Annotated in this window: 16 protein-coding genes; 6 read left to right on the forward strand and 10 right to left on the reverse strand. The window is 35.0% G+C overall.

The features are described from left to right. The first annotated feature begins 3 nt into the window (after positions 1-3). The 4 genes from leuC to KO504_RS12030 all read left to right on the forward strand — a co-directional run bounded on the left by leuC (position 4) and on the right by KO504_RS12030 (position 5,811). Positions 4-1,386 carry a 3-isopropylmalate dehydratase large subunit gene (gene leuC, locus KO504_RS12015; protein WP_215927147.1) on the forward strand — a complete coding sequence of 461 codons (1,383 nt, stop codon included), beginning with the start codon at positions 4-6 and terminating at the stop codon, positions 1,384-1,386. 80 nt (positions 1,387-1,466) lie between these two features. After that, on the forward strand, positions 1,467-2,057 hold the full coding sequence (gene leuD / locus KO504_RS12020) for a 3-isopropylmalate dehydratase small subunit (protein ID WP_215927149.1): 591 nt from the start codon (positions 1,467-1,469) through the stop codon (positions 2,055-2,057). A gap of 46 nt (positions 2,058-2,103) precedes the next feature. Further along, positions 2,104-3,222 (forward strand): 3-isopropylmalate dehydrogenase, encoded by a 1,119-nt coding sequence (leuB, locus tag KO504_RS12025; RefSeq protein ID WP_215927151.1) that lies wholly within the window; start codon positions 2,104-2,106, stop codon positions 3,220-3,222. 9 nt (positions 3,223-3,231) lie between these two features. Beyond that, positions 3,232-5,811, forward strand: coding sequence for a phosphoenolpyruvate carboxylase (locus tag KO504_RS12030; protein WP_215927153.1), 2,580 nt, complete (start codon positions 3,232-3,234; stop codon positions 5,809-5,811). A gap of 173 nt (positions 5,812-5,984) precedes the next feature. Here KO504_RS12030 and KO504_RS12035 read toward each other — a convergent pair whose 3' ends face one another. Next, the gene (locus KO504_RS12035) at positions 5,985-7,280 is read right to left on the reverse strand and encodes an ammonium transporter (protein ID WP_436840199.1); all 1,296 of its coding nucleotides are present in this window, start codon (positions 7,278-7,280) and stop codon (positions 5,985-5,987) included. A gap of 31 nt (positions 7,281-7,311) precedes the next feature. Next, complete coding sequence (locus KO504_RS12040) at positions 7,312-8,382, reverse strand: outer membrane beta-barrel protein (protein ID WP_215927156.1); 1,071 nt, start codon at positions 8,380-8,382, stop codon at positions 7,312-7,314. A 442-nt stretch (positions 8,383-8,824) separates the two neighbouring features. On the opposite strand from KO504_RS12040, the gene gltB reads away from it, so the two are divergent. Both gltB and KO504_RS12050 read left to right on the forward strand, forming a co-directional pair. Next, entirely contained in the window at positions 8,825-13,333 is a 4,509-nt protein-coding gene (gene gltB / locus KO504_RS12045; RefSeq protein ID WP_215927158.1) for a glutamate synthase large subunit, read from the forward strand. 77 nt (positions 13,334-13,410) lie between these two features. Beyond that, complete coding sequence (locus KO504_RS12050) at positions 13,411-14,874, forward strand: glutamate synthase subunit beta (protein WP_215927160.1); 1,464 nt, start codon at positions 13,411-13,413, stop codon at positions 14,872-14,874. A 174-nt stretch (positions 14,875-15,048) separates the two neighbouring features. Here the strand turns inward: KO504_RS12050 and hisIE are convergent, their stop codons facing one another. From hisIE to hisG, 8 genes are all read right to left on the reverse strand, one after another. Continuing rightward, complete coding sequence (hisIE, locus tag KO504_RS12055) at positions 15,049-15,636, reverse strand: bifunctional phosphoribosyl-AMP cyclohydrolase/phosphoribosyl-ATP diphosphatase HisIE (protein WP_215927162.1); 588 nt, start codon at positions 15,634-15,636, stop codon at positions 15,049-15,051. Further along, complete coding sequence (gene hisF, locus KO504_RS12060) at positions 15,627-16,385, reverse strand: imidazole glycerol phosphate synthase subunit HisF (protein ID WP_215927164.1); 759 nt, start codon at positions 16,383-16,385, stop codon at positions 15,627-15,629. Before hisF ends, hisIE begins: the two co-directional genes overlap by 10 nt. Next, positions 16,379-17,092, reverse strand: a complete 714-nt coding sequence (gene hisA / locus KO504_RS12065) for a 1-(5-phosphoribosyl)-5-[(5-phosphoribosylamino)methylideneamino]imidazole-4-carboxamide isomerase (RefSeq protein ID WP_215927166.1) — start codon at positions 17,090-17,092, stop codon at positions 16,379-16,381. The genes hisF and hisA overlap by 7 nt, the downstream gene beginning before the upstream one ends. A gap of 120 nt (positions 17,093-17,212) precedes the next feature. Beyond that, positions 17,213-17,791, reverse strand: a complete 579-nt coding sequence (gene hisH, locus KO504_RS12070) for an imidazole glycerol phosphate synthase subunit HisH (protein WP_215927168.1) — start codon at positions 17,789-17,791, stop codon at positions 17,213-17,215. A 104-nt stretch (positions 17,792-17,895) separates the two neighbouring features. Further along, positions 17,896-18,987, reverse strand: coding sequence for a bifunctional histidinol-phosphatase/imidazoleglycerol-phosphate dehydratase HisB (gene hisB / locus KO504_RS12075; RefSeq protein WP_215927170.1), 1,092 nt, complete (start codon positions 18,985-18,987; stop codon positions 17,896-17,898). 28 nt (positions 18,988-19,015) lie between these two features. Beyond that, positions 19,016-20,050: a histidinol-phosphate transaminase gene (gene hisC, locus KO504_RS12080; protein ID WP_215927172.1), complete on the reverse strand. Its 1,035-nt coding sequence runs from the start codon at positions 20,048-20,050 to the stop codon at positions 19,016-19,018. Then, positions 20,043-21,332: a histidinol dehydrogenase gene (gene hisD, locus KO504_RS12085; RefSeq protein ID WP_215927174.1), complete on the reverse strand. Its 1,290-nt coding sequence runs from the start codon at positions 21,330-21,332 to the stop codon at positions 20,043-20,045. The genes hisC and hisD overlap by 8 nt, the downstream gene beginning before the upstream one ends. Continuing rightward, the gene (gene hisG, locus KO504_RS12090; RefSeq protein ID WP_215927176.1) at positions 21,332-22,189 is read right to left on the reverse strand and encodes an ATP phosphoribosyltransferase; all 858 of its coding nucleotides are present in this window, start codon (positions 22,187-22,189) and stop codon (positions 21,332-21,334) included. Before hisG ends, hisD begins: the two co-directional genes overlap by 1 nt. Positions 22,190-22,419 lie beyond the last annotated feature (230 nt).

Consider the following 22,419-nt stretch of genomic DNA (forward strand, 5'->3'; position numbering starts at 1 on the left):
TAGATGGGTAAAACATTATTTGATAAAGTTTGGGATTCTCACGTGGTCAGTACTATAGAAAATGGGCCACAAATATTATATATAGATAAACATTTAATACATGAAGTAACAAGTCCGCAGGCTTTTAACGAGTTAGAAGACCGTGGTATTCCTGTTTTTAGACCCAATCAGATTGTAGCTACAGCAGATCATAATACTCCAACATTACATCAAGATCAAACGATAAAAGATGCCTTGTCTAGAAAGCAATTGGAGCAATTATCTGAAAATTGTAAAAAAAACAATATAACCCTATACGAATTAGGGCATAAATATAACGGTATTGTGCATGTAATGGCTCCAGAGTTAGGGGTGACACAACCAGGCTTAACCATGGTCTGTGGTGATAGTCATACGTCTACACATGGTGCGTTTGGGGCCATTGCTTTTGGCATTGGGACAAGTCAGGTAGCGCAAGTATTTGCGAGCCAATGCTTGTTGCTTACAAAACCAAAAAGTTTAAGAGTGACCGTTAATGGTAAGTTGAAAAATGGTGTTTTACCAAAAGATGTAATTCTGTATATCATTTCAAAATTAGGAACCAATTCTGGGACAGGGTATTTCTGTGAATATGCCGGAAACGTGTTTGAAGAAATGAGTATGGAAGGTCGAATGACAGTCTGTAACATGAGTATTGAAATGGGCGCAAGAGGAGGCATGATTGCTCCGGATGAAACGACTTTTGAATATGTAAAAGGTAGAGAATTTGCACCAAAAGGGGAGGAATTTGATAAGAAAGTAGCCTATTGGAAAACCTTGCCAACAGACAGCGATGCTAAATTTGATAAAGAATACAGCTTCGATGCAGAAGATATAGCGCCAATGATTACGTATGGAACGAATCCGGGAATGGGAATTAAAATTTCTGAAACGATTCCTGTAGATGAAAATCCATCGTTTAAAAAATCTTTAGCTTATATGAATTTTGAAGCTGGAGAAAGCTTGATTAATAAGCCCATCAATTTTGTGTTTATAGGAAGTTGTACTAATTCTAGAATTGAAGATTTTCGAGTCGCAGCCAATTATATAAAAGGCAAGAAAAAAGCCGCTAATGTTACGGCTTGGTTAGTACCAGGAAGTAAGCAAGTAGAAACTCAAATTATTGAAGAAGGTCTAAAATCTATTTTTGATGACGCAGGTTTTGAACTGCGTCAGCCTGGTTGTTCAGCGTGTTTAGCAATGAACGATGATAAGATTCCTCAGGGAGAATATTGTGTGTCAACCTCCAATAGAAATTTTGAAGGTCGCCAAGGACAAGGTTCAAGAACGATTTTAGCAAGTCCTTTGGTCGCTGCAGCAACAGCTGTGGAAGGTAAAATTATAGATATTTCAAAGCAATTAAATTGATATGATCCTGCAAGGTTTCAAAAACCTTGTAGGTGTTTAAAATGAATTAAAAGAAAATACCCACTTTCGTGGGCGTTACTATGGAAAAGTTTACAACATTACAATCAAGAGCCATTCCATTACATATAGAGAATGTAGATACGGATCAAATTATACCTGCTCGTTTTTTAAAAGCGACAGATAGAGAAGGATTTGGAAACAATGTATTTAGAGATTGGAGATATCACAAAGACGGAACAATTAATACGGATTTTGTGTTAAATGATTCAAAATACTCAGGAAGTATTTTAGTTGCCGGAGATAATTTTGGCTGCGGATCCAGTAGAGAACATGCTGCTTGGGCCATAACAGATTTTGGATTTAAAGTTGTGGTGTCTAGTTTTTTTGCTGATATATTTAAAGGAAATGCCTTAAATAATGGCTTGTTGCCAGTACAGGTTTCGCCAGCTTTTTTGAGTGACTTAATGCAGAAAATAGTGTCCAATCCAGAGACAGAATTAGTGGTTGATCTCGAAAAACAGACCATCTCAGTAAAAGATTCAGAATTATCCGAAAATTTTGAAATCGATGCCTACAAGAAAACATGTATGATCAATGGTTATGATGATATTGACTATTTGATTAATAATAAAGAACAAATTGAAGCTTTTGAAGCTCAAAAAATATATTAATAACTAAAATAAGATTTTCGTTAATTCGGGAATTGATTTTTCTTCGATGAAATTAAATATAGCAATTTTACCAGGTGATGGTATTGGTCCGGAAGTAACGAATCAAGCTGTAAAAGCTTTGAAGGCGATTGCTTCAGAGTTTAATCACAATTTTAAATTTACAACAGCCGATGTTGGTGCTGTTGCCATTGATAAGCATAATGATGCTTTGCCAGAAAAAACATTAGAACTTTGTAAAAAAAGTGATGCCATTTTATTTGGAGCTATTGGTGATCCTAAATATGATAATAATCCTTCTGCAAAAGTACGACCAGAACAAGGTTTGCTGAAATTGCGCAAAGAGTTGGGATTGTATGCTAATATTAGGCCTGTAAAAGCTTATAAAACATTGCTAGATAAATCTCCTTTAAAGAAGCATATCATTCAGGGAACAGATATTTCTATTTATAGAGAATTGACTGGTGGTATTTATTTTGGTGAAAAACAGACGTCAAAAGATGGTGATTATGCTTCAGATTTATGTAGTTATTCACGTGAAGAAATAGAACGTATTGCACATTTAGCATTTGTTGCTGCTGAACATAGAAATCATAAAGTGACTTTGGTAGATAAGGCTAATGTGTTAGAAACATCTCGACTTTGGAGACGTGTAGTAAAAGAGGTTGCGGAGCAATATCCAGATGTTGCACTCGACTTTTTATTTGTAGATAATGCAGCAATGCAAATGATTTTAAACCCAAAACAGTTTGATGTGATTTTAACAGAGAATATGTTTGGTGATATTATTAGTGATGAAGCTAGTGTTATCGGAGGCTCTATAGGATTGTTAGCGTCTGCCTCAGTTGGAGATAAATATGCGATGTTTGAACCTATTCATGGCTCATACCCTCAAGCGGCCAATAAAGGTATTGCGAATCCGATTGCGTCAATTTTATCTGCTGCTATGTTGTTGAGTCATTTTGAATTACATAATGAAGCCGAATTAATTAGGTTAGCTGTAGAAAAATCGTTAAAATTAAACATTACAACACCAGATATAAATTCGGTGGTAAATACAGTGACGACCTCTAATGTTGGTGACTTTGTTGAAGATTTTATTTACAATCCAAAAGATACTAATCTCAATTTTAAGAATATCCATTTAGGGCAGTCTACAATAATATAATTTAAGATAATGTCCATACAACCAAAATTAACACGATTTAATCAAAATGTATTGTCTAAGTATCAGATATACAATAGTATATTTATGACTTTACCTTTTGATGCGGTTACAAAAACAGGAGCGCTTTTGCCTTTGTTTCACGAAACTTGCCATAAAGGATTTGAAAATAAAGAAGATCCTACAACAATCGTTAATACCTTTTTTAAAAAATACCAAGCCAGACGTTCTTCTGAGAGTCAGGTGAATCTGTTGTTTCGATTTATTCAATATATCGAAAGACAGGTCGTTTTGTTCGATGCTATTGAAGACGCTGCTTTTCCTATTGTAAATAATATGGATGGTATTGGAACTTTGCGAAGTTTGAAAGAAACTGTTTCTGCGGATAATAAGTTAGAGACACTTCAGAAATATTTAGAAGAGTTTAAAGTTAGGATTGTGCTAACGGCTCACCCAACACAGTTTTATCCTGGTTCTGTTTTAGGAATTATTACCGATTTAACGGAAGCTATACGTGAAAATGATTTATTACGAATTAATGATTTGTTAGCGCAATTAGGAAAAACACCATTTTTTAAACACGAAAAACCATCTCCATTTGATGAAGCTGTGAGTTTAATATGGTATTTAGAGAATGTATTTTATAAGTCCTTTGGAGGTATATACGATTACATTCAACAGAATATATTCGATGGTGAACAAATAGAAAACAACATTATTAATATAGGTTTTTGGCCAGGAGGTGATAGAGATGGAAATCCTTTTGTAACACCAGAAATTACGCTGAAGGTTGCCGATAGATTGCGACTTTCAATTATTAAAAATTATTATAGAAATGTAAGACAATTAAAGCGGAAGTTAACGTTTCAAGGAGTCGAAGATCGTATGGGTAATTTAGAGCGTGAGCTTTATGGTATTATTACAAATGAAGCTTCTGATTTAACGTTGAAGACTTTTGTTTCAGAATTAAAAGCGGTGAAGCAAATTATTATCGATAAGCATCAGTCTTTATATGTTGATGAGCTGAATAGTTTGATTAATAAAACTCATTTATTCGGATTTCATTTTGCGAATTTAGATATCAGACAAGACAGCCGAAAACACGAGCAGTTTTTTAATGATATGGTAAATGCGTTGCTTGAGAGCGGTAGTGCTATTTTTCCAAAAAATTATCACGACTTACCAGAACATGAACAAATTCAAATTTTATCTAAAGTTGAAGGGTCTGTAGATTTATCTCTAATAAAAGATGAAGAAACTTTAATGGCTTTAGAGACTATTAAAGCTATAAAAACCATTCAAGAAACCAATGGAGAGCAAGCTGCAAACCGTTATATAATTAGTAATAACCAATCGACTTTGCATGTCATGCAATTGTTTGCGATGTTAAAATTAGTGGCATTCCAAGACGATTTAACAGTGGATATTGGACCATTATTTGAAACTATTACCGATTTAGAGAATGCTCCAAAAGTAATGGAGGAATTATATTCTAATCCTGATTATGCGAAGCATTTAAAAGCAAGAGGTAATAGGCAAACCATTATGCTTGGTTTTAGTGATGGTACTAAAGATGGTGGTTATTTAATGGCAAACTGGGCTATTTATCAAGCTAAGGAAAATTTAACCAGAGTATCTAGAGAACATGGTATCAAAGTAATTTTCTTTGATGGACGTGGTGGGCCGCCGGCACGTGGTGGCGGAAAAACACATAATTTTTATGCGTCTTTAGGTCCGACAATAGAAGATGAAGAAGTACAATTAACAATACAAGGTCAGACGATAAGTTCTAATTTTGGAACTTTAGAATCTGCGCAATATAATTTAGAGCAGTTGATTAGTTCTGGTATTGGTAACAGTTTAAGTGATGCCGATTTAAGTATGCAGCCAGAAAACAGAGAGGTTATGACGGACTTGGCGAATCGTAGTTATGAGGCGTATGTGAATTTTAAAGCGCATCCTAAATTCATCTCGTATTTAGAGCACATGAGCACGCTAAAATATTATGCTAAAACTAATATTGGTAGTCGTCCTTCGAAACGAGGTAAATCTGAAGGTTTAGTTTTTGAAGATTTAAGAGCCATTCCATTTGTTGGATCTTGGAGTCAATTGAAGCAAAATGTGCCAGGCTTTTTTGGTGTGGGTACAGCGTTGAAACATTATGAAGATATTGGTGAGTTTGATAAAGCACAGCATTTGTTTAAAACATCTGCGTTCTTCAAAACTTTAATTGAAAATAGTATGATGTCTCTGTCTAAGTCTTTTTTCGACTTAACACGTTATATGTCTGAGGATGAAGAATACGGTGAATTTTGGAATGTAATTTATAAAGAATATGAAGTTTCAAAACGTTTAATTTTAAAACTTACGGGTTATAAGGAATTGATGCAAGAAGAGCCTTCTGGAAAAGCATCAATTGCCGTAAGAGAATCTATTGTGTTACCGTTATTAACGATTCAGCAATATGCTTTAAAGAAAATTCAAGAGCTTGAAAAAGCTGAGGTACGAGATGAAGAGCAGATTAAAATCTTTGAGAAGATGGTAACTAGATCTTTATTTGGTAATATAAACGCGAGTCGTAATTCAGCATAAAAAAAAACAACTAGTTTAGAATATTATAAATCCTCAGAGGTGTTAAACTTCTGAGGATTTTTTATGCAATTATACAAAACTGCATTAAAGCAAAAACCCCCGAAGATTAGGCTTCGAGGGTTTTCATTCTAACAACTAAATTAAAACTTATGTGAAAGAATACAGCAAGTTGATTAGCGTTCTCTTTTTCCTGGATAAGCAATTTCACCATGTTCGGAAAGGTCAAGTCCAACAAGTTCTTCTTCTTCACTAACACGAAGACCCATTGTAGATTTTAATATTTTTAGAATAATGAATGATAGGACAACTGCCCATACGCCGTAAGCTAAAGCACCAGTTGCTTGAACTCCTAATTGTGAAAATCCACCACCATTAAATAGGCCTATTCCTGTTTCGCCATCGATTCCCCAAAGGCCAATAACAAGTGTTCCCCAAACTCCGGCAACACCATGAACAGAGGCTGCACCAATAGCATCATCAATTTTAAGTTTCTTCTCTATAATCTCTATAGAGAATACAACGATGATACCACCAATTAGTCCAGCTAAAATGGCACCTAATGTCGACATGTTTCCGCAGCCAGCAGTAATACTTACTAAACCAGCTAAAGCTCCGTTTAAAGTTTGTGGTAGATTTGGTTTTCCGTACCAGATCCATGTCGTTATTAGTGCTCCTAAACCACCTGCAGCTGCTGCTAAATTTGTTATTAAAACAACATTAGAAGCTGCGATAGAATCTGCGCCTCCCCAAGCAAGTTGAGAACCACCGTTAAATCCGAACCATCCTAACCATAAAATAAAAACACCTAAAGTTGCAAGTACTTGGTTGTGGCCTGGAATTGGCATTACTTTTCCATCTATGTATTTTCCTATTCTTGGTCCTACCATATAGGCGGCAACTAAAGCGGCCCATCCTCCAACAGAGTGTACAATTGAAGATCCTGCAAAGTCAATAAATCCGAGTTCGGTTAACCAACCAGATCCTTGCCATTGCCATCCTCCAGCAATAGGGTAGATTAAGGCAGTCATTACGATTGAAAATATAGCATAAGTAGAGTATTTTGTTCTGCCTGCAATTGCTCCTGATACAATGGTTGCGGCTGTAGCGGCAAACATAGTTTGGAATAATAAGTCAGCTCCTTCACCTTGCATTATGCCGCTCCAGAAAAACCATCCGTTAGATGTGTCTCCGTACATTAAAGAATAACCAATAAACCAGTAGGTTAATGAGCCAACGCAAATGTCAAGTAAATTTTTCATTGCAATATTGGCGGCATTCTTGGAGCGAGTCATTCCAGTTTCAACTAGCGTAAATCCAGCTTGCATAAAGAATACGAGTATGGCAGAAATCAGCATCCAAAGCATTCCCATATCTCCGTTTATAGCGGCAACAGCGGCTTCGACTTCGGTAGGTTCTGCGGCATCTTGCACTGCCGCTAGAGTTGGTAGTATTGTTAAAAAATTATATATCATAATAATAGAAATTAGTTAGTGTTGTGATTTAGAATGTGTAAATAGCTGCTAAAGTAAAAGCACTTAGACTGCTAGCTGCTAAGCCATCATTGTCTACAACATTACCGTAAATACCTCCATCTGCATCAGTTAAAGAATCTAATCTAAACTCAGGTTTAATGATTAAGTTGCTATCTACGGTATAGCTACCTGTTAAGGTTGCGCCGATTACGCTTGGTAAATCTTCCCCTTCTTCAGCATGGTATCCAAAAAACTCGCCTCTTAAGCCAAGAGCAAAATCTTCAGATAATGTGTACTGTGGATATAAAGCAGCTCCATAGAATCCGTTTTTAAAATCATCATTTAATACATCTCCATTATCATCAAAAACATAAGAAGTGGTTTGGTAAGCCGCATTGATTCCTAAGAAAAAATTGTCAGATACATCAAATCCGCCAGTATAATCGACTTCAAATCCTAAGCCAGAATTAGCACCGCTATCATAATATAGGTTTAAGTATTGTCCTTTGTATCCTAATTGAGCGCCAAAAGAATATTCGCCAGTTGTAGAAGTGTTGTTAGTATCCCAAGGATTCATAACGGCTAACATTAAGCTAAAATCATCAGATAAAGCGAAATCTGCTTTTAATCCCATATGAGAGAAAGGTCCGCTAGAAAATAAATAAGATGTGCTGTAGTTGAAGTTGGCTGCAGGTGCAATAACTTCATAGCCTAAATATGTATTAAAACGTCCCATGGTTAAAGTGGTGTTCTCAGAAACATTCCAGTAAACGTATGCTTGGTTGACGATGCCATCAACAATATCACTATTAAAAGTTGCTGCAGCACCTCTTGGTCCTGTAACTAAATCAAGAACAGCACCTACTTTACCACTTTCGTAGCTAGCGATGATGTTTCCCATGCCTAAGGCAAAACCTGTTTGATCTGCGAAAGCAGTGCCAAAAGACGCCCCAACGTCGTCAGGTGCAGATATATAAGTTTGAAAATAAGCGTCAACACTTCCGCTTACTGTAAAAGACTTTTCTTTAGTCTCTTCTGTTTCTTGAGCAGTTAAAACTACTGACATCGCAAGTAGTGTTAGAGTGAAAATTTTTTTCATAATGATGAATTTAATATAGTTAGTTCGTTTCAAATCTATATAATCTTTGTGTATACCCTATTAAAATGAGGGGTAAAAAGTTAATTTTTATGAAATTATAATTTTTAACCCTATTAATTTTGGGGTTAAAATTAATTTAAGCTATATTTTTGTTATATCAATAATTGAGGTTTTTTTATTTTTCATTAAAAAGCGTGTTTTTGTGATTTATTTTTAATGTTTTATTTGTTTTTAAATTGTTTTCTTATTGTATTAGGATTTTTGTTGATGATTTGTTATTATTGATTTAGCATTCAGATGTCGTGTTAATTAGATTTACCGCAATCATTTTAAGGCTTATTGTGAATTCTTGAAAAGTGTTTCTACTTTTTTTTTAATCGAATTATAGCTTCTATATTAGAGATGTAATAAGGGGTAAAAACCTTTAAAATTTTTCTGAATTATGTTTAAGAAGCAAGGACTTTATTTACCAGAATTTGAACACGAAAATTGTGGTGCTGGATTCATCTGTAATCTAAAGGGAGAGAAGACAAATCAAATTATACATGACGCCTTAGAAATACTGGTAAAACTAGAGCATCGAGGAGGTGTAAGTGCTGATGGAAAAACAGGTGATGGAGCAGGTCTTTTGATAGATATTCCTCATGCTTATTTTAAGCGTGTTTGTGGGTTTAAAGTGCCAGTAAAAGGGAAGTATGCTGTAGGTATGGTTTTCTTGCCAAAAAACAGAAATCAATATAAGTTTTGCAAGGATACTTTTGAGAAAGAAATTATAGCTCAAGGACTCTCTGTAATTGGATGGAGAGAAGTGCCTGTAGATTCCACACAATTAGGTGAAATCGCCTTAGCATCAGAACCTAATATAGAACAACTTTTTGTTGGAAAATCTAACGAAGTTTCTGAGGCAGATTTTAAAGCAAAACTCTATGCAGCACGTAAGATCACAGAGCATTCCGTTAGAAAATCTAAGATGTCGCAAAGCTCTTATTTTTATGTGTCTAGTTTATCAATGAATACATTGATATATAAGGGTATAATAATGCCAGAAGATATAGGTCCTTATTATAAAGATTTACAAGAAGACGATTTAGTAACACGTTTGGCTTTAGTACACCAACGTTTTTCTACGAATACCATGCCTACTTGGGAGTTAGCGCAACCATTTCGATTTATGTGTCAGAATGGAGAAATAAATACCCTTCGTGGAAATATTAGTAGAATGCGTGTGCGTGAAGAAATTATGAAAAGTGACGTCTTTGGTCCGCAAATAGAAAAATTATTCCCAATTATCTTACCAGGAAAATCAGATTCAGCTTCTATGGACATGGTGGTAGAATTGTTAACACACACAGGGCGTTCATTACCTGAAGTCATGATGATGATGATTCCTGAAGCATGGGAAAAACACAAAACCATGTCGCCAGAACGAAAAGCATTTTACGACTATAATGCATGTATCATGGAGCCTTGGGATGGACCTGCTTCCGTACCGTTTACAGATGGTAATTATATTGGTGCATTACTCGATAGAAATGGCTTAAGACCTTCAAGATATACCGTAACTAAAAGCGGAAAACTTATTATGTCTTCAGAAATTGGAGTTGTAGATATTGCTCCAGAGGATGTAGAAAGTCATGGTCGTTTAGAACCTGGAAAAATGTTTTTAGTAGACATGAACCAAGGTCGTATTATTAATGACGAAGAAATAAAAAGTAAGATTGTTAGAGAAAGACCTTATCAAGAATGGTTAGATAAGACCAGGTTGCACTTAAAAGATATTCCGTATACTGGAGAAACATGTCCAATTGAAACTCTAGATATAAAAACAAGACAACGTTTATTTAATTATACGTTTGAAGATATTCAAGAAGTTATTACACCAATGGCTCTAAAAGCTAAAGAAGCTTTAGGATCTATGGGGACGGATACTCCATTAGCGGTTTTGTCTAATAAACCACAACTGATTTCTAACTATTTTAAGCAATTATTTGCTCAGGTTACCAATCCGCCTTTAGACGGTATTAGAGAAGAGATTGTAACCGATATTAGTTTGTCTTTAGGTAAGGATCGAAATATTTTTAGCATTACAGAGCGACAATGTAGAAAGTTAAAAATTCAGAATCCCGTAATTTCAAATGACGATTTAGAAAAAATACGACATATTTCCGTTGAAGGTTTTAAAGCTGAAACGATTGAAATTTTATATCAAAAAGATAAAGGTCTTAACGGACTCGAAGATGCTTTGGATGATATTATTGTCCAAATTGAAAAAGCATTAGCTCGAAAAACAAATATTATCATCTTGTCAGATAGAAGAGTAAGTAAAGAAATGGCACCAATTCCACCATTGTTAGCTTGTTCTTATGTGAGTCATCAAATGAATCGTTTGCGTAAGCGTTCGTATTTCGATATTATTATAGAATCCGCAGAACCTAGAGAGCCACATCATTTTGCAACTTTATTTGGTTATGGTGCAAGTGCTGTAAATCCTTATATGGTCAACGAAATTATTAGAGCACAAGTAAAAGAAGGCTTTATTACAGGAATGGACGAGCAAAAAGCCGTCGATAATTTCAATAAAGCTATCGGAAAAGGAATACTGAAGGTGATGAACAAAATAGGAATCTCAACCTTGCGTTCTTACAGAGGTTCTCAGATTTTTGAAATCGTAGGTTTTAATTCACAATTTGTAGAAAAGTATTTTCCTTATACAGCTTCAAGAATAGAGGGTATTGGGTTATATGAAATCGAAAAAGAGATTGATAAACGCTATAAATATGCTTATCCAGATATTGAAATAGATAAACGATTGGGTTTAAATATCGGTGGAGATTATAGATGGAGACGTAATGGTGAAAAGCATTTATTTAATCCTACAACCGTTGCAAAATTACAACAAGCTGTGAGATTGAGTGACCAAGCGAGTTATGATGTGTATGCAAAAGCTATTAACGAACAATCGGAAAATTTAATGACCATTCGTGGGTTGTTTGAATTTAATAATATCGATCCAATTCCTATTGAAGAAGTCGAACCTTGGACCGAAATTGTAAAACGATTTAAAACAGGTGCTATGTCTTATGGTTCTATTTCTAGAGAGGCACATGAAAATTTAGCCATTGCGATGAATAGAATTGGAGGGAAATCTAATTCTGGTGAAGGAGGAGAAGACCGAAGACGTTTTCAACCCGATGTCAATGGTGATAGCAGAAATTCTGCCATTAAACAAGTGGCTTCTGGTCGTTTTGGAGTAACATCTCACTATTTAACCAACGCTAAAGAGATTCAAATAAAAATGGCTCAAGGTGCAAAGCCTGGTGAAGGTGGTCAGTTACCTGGTGAAAAAGTATTGCCATGGATAGCTGCAGCAAGGAATTCGACACCATTTGTAGGTTTAATTTCACCGCCACCACATCACGATATTTATTCAATTGAAGATTTAGCACAATTAATTTACGATTTAAAAAATGCAAATCGTGACGCTAGAATTAATGTAAAATTAGTGTCAGAAGTTGGAGTAGGTACCATTGCTGCAGGTGTTGCAAAAGCAAAAGCAGATGTGGTACTTATTTCAGGATACGATGGCGGAACAGGAGCATCACCTTTAACCTCTTTAAAACATGCAGGCTTGCCTTGGGAATTAGGTTTAGCAGAAGCACAACAAACCTTAGTACTTAATAATTTAAGAAGTCGAATTGTAGTTGAATGTGATGGTCAATTAAAAACAGGTCGTGATGTTGCGATTGCGGCATTATTGGGAGCAGAAGAATTCGGATTTGCAACGGCTCCTTTAGTGGCTTCAGGATGTATTATGATGCGAAAATGCCATTTAAATACTTGTCCTGTTGGAATTGCAACCCAAGATAAAGAGTTACGTAAAAACTTTAAAGGGACACCAGAGCACGTTATTAATTTCTTCTATTACATCGCAGAAGAATTGCGACATATTATGGCAGAACTAGGTTTTCGATCTATGGCAGAAATGATTGGTCAGACACATAAAATTAATGCGAATAAAGCCATCAAGCATTATAAAGCTAAGGGCTTAGATTTATCTTCTATTTTATACCGACCAGAAGCTTATAGTAAGATGACGGTTAAGAATACTGAGAAACAAGTACATAATTTAGATAATGTCTTGGATTTTAAAATCTTAAAAGATTCGCATCGTGCATTATATCGAAAAGAGCAGATGTCGTTAGCTTATCCAATAAAGAATACGAATAGAACGGTTGGTGCGATTGTAAGTAATGAGATTTCAAAAATTTATGGACATTTAGGATTACCTGAAGACACCTTAAATATCAATTTTGAAGGTTCAGCTGGACAAAGTTTTGGGGCGTTTGGAGCCCATGGATTGACGTTTAAGCTAGAAGGAAATACAAATGATTACTTAGGAAAAGGCTTGTCTGGAGCTAAGTTAATTGTTAAGAAACCAACGAAAGCAGACTTCAAAGCAGAAGACAATATCATTATTGGTAATGTTTGCTTATTTGGTGCGGTTGAAGGACAAGCGTATATCAATGGAATAGCAGGAGAACGTTTTGCAGTAAGAAACTCGGGTGCAACAGCTGTTGTAGAAGGTGTAGGTGATCATTGTTGTGAATATATGACAGGTGGAAAAGTGGTTGTTCTTGGTAAAACAGGACGAAATTTTGCAGCAGGAATGAGTGGAGGAATAGCATATGTATATGACCCAGAGAACAAATTTGTTAATGGATTATGTAATACCGAAACCATAGAATTTGAAAAGATTCTAAAGAAAGATGCTAATGATTTAAAAACAATAATTGAAAAGCACGTAAAATTTACAGATAGTAAACGAGGTGTTGCATTATTAGCGGATTGGGAAACAAGTTTGAAAAATTTTGTACGTGTAATGCCAACAGAATACAAACGTGCTTTAAAACGTTTAGAGACAGAAGAACAAATGGTTGAAGAATTGGTGTAAGCTAAGGGAGAAGATAAAAGTGATAATACAATTAAATTTAGAATGCAGGATGAGATTCCTGCCTTCGCAGGAATAAAATGGGAAAAGTAACAGGTTTTAAAGAATTCGAAAGAAAAGATGAGTCATACAAGCCAGTAAAGGATCGTGTAAAGCATTATAATGAATTTACTGTGCCTTTAAAGGATAAAGACATGACCGAACAAGGGTCGCGTTGTATGGATTGTGGGATTCCATTTTGTCATAGTGGTTGTCCGCTTGGTAATCTAATTCCAGATTTTAATCATATGGTACACCAAGGCGAATGGCAAAAAGCCTCTTGGATATTGCACTCAACAAATAACTTCCCAGAGTTTACAGGTCGTTTGTGTCCTGCACCTTGTGAGCAAGCATGTGTTTTGGGTATTATAGAAGATCCTGTTTCTATAGAAAATATCGAAAAAAATATTGTTGAACGTGCCTTTAAAGAAGGTTGGATTAAACCGCAGCCACCTAAAACGAGAACAGGAAAAACAATTGCGATTGTGGGTTCTGGTCCTGCAGGTTTAGCTGCAGCACAACAATTAAATAGAGCTGGTCATACAGTAACGGTTTTTGAACGTGATGATGCTATTGGTGGATTATTACGCTACGGAATTCCAAATTTTAAAATGGAAAAAGGCATTATAGATCGTCGTTTAGCCATTTTGGAAGCTGAAGGTATTGTGTTTAAAACCAATGTTAATGTTGGTGTAAATTATGATGTTGAAGATTTAAAAAAGTTTGATGCTGTCGTACTTTGTGGCGGTGCAACTGAAAGGAGAAGTTTACCAACACTAGGTATCGATGCTGATGGCGTAGTACAAGCGATGGACTTTCTAACGCAACAAACTAAAGTGGTTTTCGGTCAGAAAGTAAAAGATCAAGTTTTAGCAACTGGCAAGAATGTTATAGTTATTGGAGGTGGAGATACAGGATCAGATTGTATAGGTACATCGAATCGTCAAGGTGCAAAATCGGTAGTTAATTTTGAAATTATGCCAAAACCACCAGGACATCGTTCACCGGCAACACCTTGGCCATATTGGCCGTTGCAATTAAAAACATCATCGTCTCATAAAGAAGGTGTGGAGCGTAATTGGTTAATCAACACTAAAGAGTTTGTAACAAATGCTAAAGGTAAATTAACCGCTTTAAAAACGGTGAATGTAGAATGGGAAATGGTTCCAGGAGAACGTCCTAAACTGATTGAGGTTGCAGGTACAGAAAAAACATGGAAATGTGATTTAGCATTATTAGCGCTTGGTTTTACAGGTCCAGAATCTACAATCGCAGATAAACTAGGTTTAGAAAGAGATGTGCGTTCTAATTACAAAGCAAGCTACGGAAAATACCAAACCAATATTCCAAATATATTCACAGCTGGCGATATGCGCAGAGGACAATCCTTAATTGTTTGGGCAATTTCTGAAGGTAGAGAAGCTGCTCGTCAAGTTGATATTTATTTAATGGGTAAATCCGATTTAGCCACTAAAAATGAAGAAGGCGATTTAGTTGGAGTTTAATTATATAAAATCATTCTACTGCTATCAATTTCTAAGGGTAAGTCTAATTTTAGGGTAGAAGTTAAAAGCATCTGTTTTCAGATGCTTTTTTTGTGTTCTAGAAAGGTTTTGAAAACCTTGCGGGATTTTTTTATTAGATGATGATTCAATCAATAAATATATAAATAAAAGGACTTATCGTTGTCGGCTTTCCAATACACTCTCAATATCTTCAAGCGTAAACCCTTTAGCTTTCAGCAAAATTAAATAGTGATACATTAAGTCGGCTGCTTCGTTCTTAAATAAATCAGCATCATCATCTTTAGCTTCAATAACTAATTCTACAGCTTCTTCTCCTACTTTTTGAGCGACTTTATTAATGCCGCGTTGGTAGAGTTTGTTGGTGTACGAATTCTGATCGTTGGTATCAATACGTTCACTTATTGTTTTCTGTAATTCATATAAAAACCCTTTGGCAGTTTCTTCTTTAAAACAAGAGGTGCTTCCGGTATGGCATGTTGGTCCTTTCGGTTCTGCTTTTATTAAAATGGTATCGTTATCGCAGTCAATTTGAATGTCTTTTACTATTAAGAAATTACCAGATGCTTCGCCTTTGGTCCAAAGTCTGTTTTTGCTTCTGCTAAAAAAAGTGACTTTGTTTTCAGCTTTAGTTTTGTTGAATGCTTCCAAATTCATGTAACCTAACATTAATACTTGTAAGGTATTATTATTTTGAATAATGACAGGGACAAGTCCGTTGTCTTTTGAAAAATCTATGTCCATCGTATTGCTATATTTTCGTTTTTTAAATATTGTTTTAATTCGGGAATTGGTATTTCACCATAATGAAAAATACTGGCTGCCAATCCTGCACTTGCTTGCGTAGTTTCAAACAAGGTTTTAAAATGTTGTTTAGTTCCTGCACCTCCAGAAGCAATTACAGGAATGTTAACTGATTTGCTCACTGCTTCTGTAATATCAAGAGCAAAACCAGCTTTGGTACCATCATTATTCATAGAAGTAAGTAAAATTTCGCCAGCTCCTAAAGCTTCAACTTGTTGTACCCAATCTAGTGTTTTTAATGGTGTTGCTGTTCGTCCGCCATGCACAAATACGATCCATTCACCATCTAAAAATTTTGTGTCGATGGCAACAACCACACATTGACTTCCAAATTCGTTTGCGATTTCAGTTATCAATTCTGGGTTTTTAACAGCTGAAGAATTTACACTCACTTTATCTGCACCTGCTTTAATGATTGCAGACACATCTTCAATAGAATTGATGCCTCCACCTACAGTAAACGGAATATTAATTTCTTCGGCAATATGAGTCACCAATTCTACTAAGGTTTTACGTTTTTCAACGGTTGCTGTAATGTCTAAAAATACCAACTCGTCTGCACCATGAGCTACATATTGTTTGGCGAGTTCAATTGGGTCGCCAGCATCTCTAATACCAACAAAGTTAATCCCTTTAACTGTTCTGCCATCTTGGATATCAAGACAAGGTATAATTCGTTTTTTTAGCATAATTTCTGAAGTTCTTTAAGTGTTATATTGCCTTCGTAAATGGCCTTTCCTAGAATTACTCCTTCGCAACCTATGGCATTTACCAATTCTAAATCTTGCATAGAAGAGACACCTCCACTTGCAATTAGTTTTACATTCGATTTTGAAATAATTTCGGTGTATAATGCGTTTGAAGTGCCTTGTAACATGCCATCTTTTGCGATATCTGTACAAATTACATGTTGAATGCCTTTAGATTCATAATCGTTTATAAAATCAACAACATCTAATTCTGAAGCTTCTAACCAGCCATTAGTTGCAATTTTTCGGTCTTTGCAATCCGCTCCTAAAATTATTTTTTCAGAGCCATAGGTTTCTAACCATGCTAAAAATATATCCGGATTGTTGGCTGCAATGCTGCCTCCTGTGATTTGATTGGCACCACATTCGAAAGCAATTCTTAAATCGTCATTGGATTTTAATCCTCCGCCAAAATCAACCTTTAAATTGGTTTTGGTAGCTATTTGTTCTAATATCTTATGATTAACAATATGCTTCGATTTGGCACCATCTAAATCTACTAAATGTAAATATTGAATGCCATTGGCTTCAAATTCCTTAGCGACTTCCAAAGGGTTTTCGTTGTAAACTTTCTTAGTGTTATAATCTCCTTTGGTGAGTCTTACACATTTTCCGTCTATAATATCTATTGCTGGTATGATTCTCATCTTAATTCCTGCGAAAGCAGGAATCTCTTCCTTACTTCCTTGTTTTTGTTTTAATCCTTCTTTTTGTTACTTGATTAGACCTGCTAAGTTTTAAAAACTTGCGAGATCTGCATTATCTTTTTACAACTCTAAAAAATTCTTTAATAATTGTGTGCCAACATCAGCCGATTTTTCTGGGTGAAATTGTGTGGCGTAAAAATTATTGTGCTGTATTGCTGTAGCAAATGGTTTTATATAGTTGCAAACGGCAATAGTCTGCTCATTTTTTTCGGCATAATAACTATGTACATAATACATGTCGCTTTCGGTTTGTATATGTTGAAAAAGTTCACCTTTTACTTCAGCAAAACTATTCCAGCCTATATGAGGTACTTTCTCTTTTGGTGGAAATTTTTTTACTTGTGTATTAAAAATGCCTAGACATTCGGTGTCTCCTTCTTCACTATAATCACACATTAATTGCAAACCCAAACAAATGCCAAGCATCGGTTTTTCAATAGATCGAATGACGTCATCAAGGCCTTTATCTTTTAAATATTTCATTGCAGAGCTCGCTTCTCCAACACCCGGGAAAATGACTTTATCAGCATTTAATATTTTGGTTTTATCGTCTGTAATTATACTGTCATAACCCAAACGGTTTAAGGCATTTTGAACCGAGCGAATATTGCCTGCGTTGTATTTAATAATTGCAATCATCTTTTTTTTTCCTGATTATAAAACACCCCTAAAGTCCCCTCAAGGGGACAATCCTAGCATTTAACATTATTTTCGTTTTTCAACTTTTAATTTACATACACCTGCTAAAGACTACCTTTAGTACTTGGAATTGAAAAATTATTCGTTTTTGAAACAGCCATTTTTATTGCTTTTGCAAAAGCTTTAAAAATGGATTCAATTTTGTGGTGTTCATTGTCACCTTCGGCTTTTATATTTAAATTACATTTAGAGGCATCGCTAAAGGATTTAAAGAAGTGCATAAACATCTCTGTTGGCATTTCTCCAATCATTTCGCGTTTAAATTCTGGTTCCCAAACCAACCAAGGTCTTCCTCCAAAATCAATAGCAACTTGTGCTAAACAATCGTCCATAGGTAATAAAAAACCATAGCGTTCAATGCCGCGTTTACTTCCTAAGGCTTCAATAAAAGCTTCACCAAATGTTATGGCAACATCTTCAATGGTGTGGTGTTCATCTATTTCTAAATCGCCTTCAACTTTTACAAACAAATCAATATTTCCATGTTTTGAAATTTGTTCTAACATGTGGTCAAAGAAGCCTAATCCTGTAGAAATATTACTTTTTCCAGAACCATCTAAATTAATGTCAACCTGAATATCAGTTTCATTGGTTTTTCTAACAACGGTTGCGGTTCTCGGAATCGCTTTGAGATAGTTATAGATGTCTTCCCATGATGTAGTATTTAAAACAGCATAATCAGTACCTTCTTCATTCATGTAAATACCTTTACTTCCTAGGTTTTTAGCCAATTCAATATCTGTTGCTCTGTCGCCAATGACAAAAGAATTTTTTAAATCGTAATTGCCGTGAATGTATTTGTTAAGTAAGCCTGTTCGTGGTTTTCTGGTTGGTGCATTGTCTTCAGGGAAACTTTTATCAATTAGTATTTCTGAGAATTCTACACCTTCATTTTTAAAGGCTTGGATAATCTTATTTTGTGCTGGCCAAAAGGTGTCTTCAGGGAACGAATCTGTTCCTAAACCGTCTTGATTGGTTACCATGACCAATTCGTAATCTAGTTCTTTGGCAATTCGTGACAACCATTGAAAAACACCTGGATAAAATTCTAATTTTTCTAAACTATCGAGTTGAAAATCGATTGGTGGTTCTATGGCTAATGTGCCGTCTCTGTCTATGAATAGTACTTTCTTCATTATTTGGTCTTTTGAGACCTGACAGGTTTTAAAAACCTGTTAGGTCTGTTAGTGCTTTTATTAATTTTTTATTCTCTTCAGGTCTCCCAACCGTAATTCTAATACAATTCTCTACCAGACTATTTCTGTTTCTAGTAATTACTTTTTGTTCCACTAAGTTTTTGTATAATATATTAGCATCTTCAACTTCAACCAATAAAAAATTAGCATCAGATGGATATATTTTTTTTACAATATCTATGTTTTTCAACTTTTGAATCAATAGCGCTTTCTCATCAAGAATGATTTGCTTATTGGCTTCAAAATCTTTTCGATTCTCTAAGGCTTCAATAGCAGCAGTTTCATTTAACTTACTAATATTGTATGGCATCTTAACATTATTGAGCAATTGAATAATCTCGTCGTTAGCGTATGCAATTCCGATTCTTGCCGCTGCTAAAGCCCAAGCTTTACTAAATGTTTGGATAACGATAAGGTTAGGATAGGCTTCAAAAGAATTTTGCCAAGATTGCTGATCACTAAAATCTGCATAAGCTTCATCTATAATCACAATACCCTTGAAATTTTTTAAGATGAATTCAATGTCTGATTTATTAAAACAATTTCCTGTAGGATTGTTTGGTGAGCAGATGAATATGAGTTTTAGATTTTCATCTTCGAAATATGATGTTAAATCATTTCTGTTAATCTGAAATTCATCATTTAGCGGAAGTGTTATTAATTCAATATTATTGATGTCTGCAGCGACTTGATACATGCCAAATGTTGGTGTAAACGTGAGTGCTTTATCTTTTCCTGGATTGCAAAAAATGCGATAAATAAGGTCTATAATTTCGTCACTACCATTTCCAACAAATGTATTGTTGTTCGCTATGCCATTATATGCTGTTAGCTTTTGTTTTAGGTTTTTTTGATCCGAATTTGGGTAGCGATTCAAAGTGCCAAACGGATTTTCGTTGGCATCTAAAAATACACCTTCATCACCTTTAAATTCATCGCGAGCGCTAGAATACGGTTTTAACGCTAAAATATTTGGTCGGACTAAAGTTTTTAAATTAAACATTGTTAATTGCTTTTAATCTTAATGTTACGGCATTTTTGTGAGCATCTAATCCTTCGGCTTCAGCCATTAATTCAATAGCTGGACCAATAGTTTTTAAGCCTTCTGTATTTAAATTCTGAAAGGTGATTTTCTTTACAAAACTGTCTAAGGATACTCCACTATAATTTCTGGCAAAACCATTTGTTGGTAAAGTGTGATTGGTGCCACTTGCATAATCTCCTGCACTTTCGCAACTGTATTTTCCTAAAAATACCGAACCTGCATTTGTAATGTGTTCAATATAATCTGAAGCATTCTCAGTTGCAATGATTAAATGTTCAGGTGCATATAAATTACTAAATTCGATGCATTCGTTTATTGAATTTAATTGAATAGCACGACTTACTTTTAAGGCTTTTGATGCAATGGCTTTTCGGGGTAATTGGCTAAGTTGTTTGTCTAATTCTGCGATGGTTTGATTGATCATATTTTCATCATCTGATACTAATATCACCTGACTATCTGCTCCATGTTCTGCCTGCGATAATAAATCTGCTGCTACAAAAGCAGGATTGCTAGTTTGATCTGCAATAACTAGAACCTCACTCGGGCCAGCAGGCATATCTATAGCAATTCCCTGTTGCTGAATCAATTCTTTTGCCTTAGTTACAAATTGATTTCCTGGTCCAAATATTTTATAAACTTGAGGAATAGTTTCTGTCCCAAAAGCCATAGCGGCAATAGCTTGTGCGCCCCCAACTTTATATATTTTTGAAATACCAACAAGATTTGCGGTATATAAAATGGCAGGATTTATATTGCCTTCCTTATTTGGTGGAGAACATAATATAATTTCTTTACAACCAGCTAATTGAGCCGGAATACCAAGCATTAAAATTGTTGAAAATAGGGGAGCAGAACCTCCAGGAATGTATAAACCTACTTTTTCAATTCCAACAGATCGTCTCCAACACTTAACTCCTTTTGTGGTTTCAATGATTTGTTCTTTTTCTTTTTGACTTTTATGAAATGTTTCAATATTCTGCTTCGCTAAATTGATGGCATTTTTCAAATCTTGAGATAATTGATTTTTTGCAGTTTCAATTTCGTTAGCATCAATTTGAATAGTGTCTAATTTCGTTTTGTCAAATTTCTCAGCATATTTAAATAAGGCTTGATCCTTATTGTTTTTAACATCTTTTAGAATGTCAATTACAATATCATCAAGATCTTGTTGTTCTAAAATGGGACGCTTTACTAGCGTATTCCAGTCTGATTTGTTTGGATTTTTATATACTCTCATTATAGCACCATTTTATCAATAGGAACGACTAAAATACCTTCTGCTCCTGCGTTTTTAAGGGCGTCAATATTATTCCAAAATTTTTCTTCTTCAATTACAGAGTGTAATGAACTCCAGCCTTCTTGTGCTAGAGGTAGTATCGTTGGACTTCTTAAAACCGGAAGAATTGCAGTGACTTCATCAATCTTAGAAGTTGGTACATTCATTAACACGTAGCGCGAATTTTTTGCTCTTAAAACCGCTTGAATTCTGAATATGAGCTTTTCTAAAATAGCTTCTTTTTCCGCATTAAGATTGCGATTTTTTGCTAAAACGGCTTCGGATTTTAGTATCACTTGAGTTTCTCTTAAACCGTTTTTAAAAAGTGTACTTCCAGAACTTACGATATCACAAACACCATCTGCTAAGCCAATATTTGGCGCAATTTCTACCGAACCAGAAATGACATGAATGTCGGCTTCAATATTGTTTTTCTTTAAATAGGTCTGAAGTGTGTTAGGATAAGAGGTTGCAATTTTTTTTCCATTGAAGTAAGCGGCTTCATCGATTTCAATCCGCTTGGGAACAGCTAGTGAAACTCTACATTTGGCGAAGCCTAGTTTTTCAACGACTTCCGCTTGTTTCTGTTTTTCAATCAGAATGTTTTCACCAATAATAGCGATATCTACAACACCATCTTCAATATACTGTGGGATATCTGAATTTCGTAAATACAAGACTTCTAAAGGGAAATTACGTGCTGAAACTTTCAGTTGATCTTTTCCGTTGTCTATTTTTATACCACAATCTTTTAAGAGTTCTAGAGAGTCTTGGTTTAATCTTCCGCTTTTCTGAATAGCAATTTTTAATTTACTCATTTTTAGTTTTTTAAATCTGAATAAACCAAACGTGTAGAACTAAAAAACCCGTCTGAATTTATTCAGACGGGTTTTGAAATATTTTTAAATTACATATATCAATTCCTGCTCGCCTGAATGCAAGTATGAAAATGATGATGATGTAATTGACTTAATGTCATTTGTTTCTTATTTGAGAATCAAAGGTAACATTAATTTTTAATTGAAGACACTATTCAAAAATCATTTTC

The sequence above is a fragment of the Winogradskyella psychrotolerans genome (assembly GCF_018860565.1).
GTDB lineage: Bacteria > Bacteroidota > Bacteroidia > Flavobacteriales > Flavobacteriaceae > Winogradskyella > Winogradskyella damuponensis.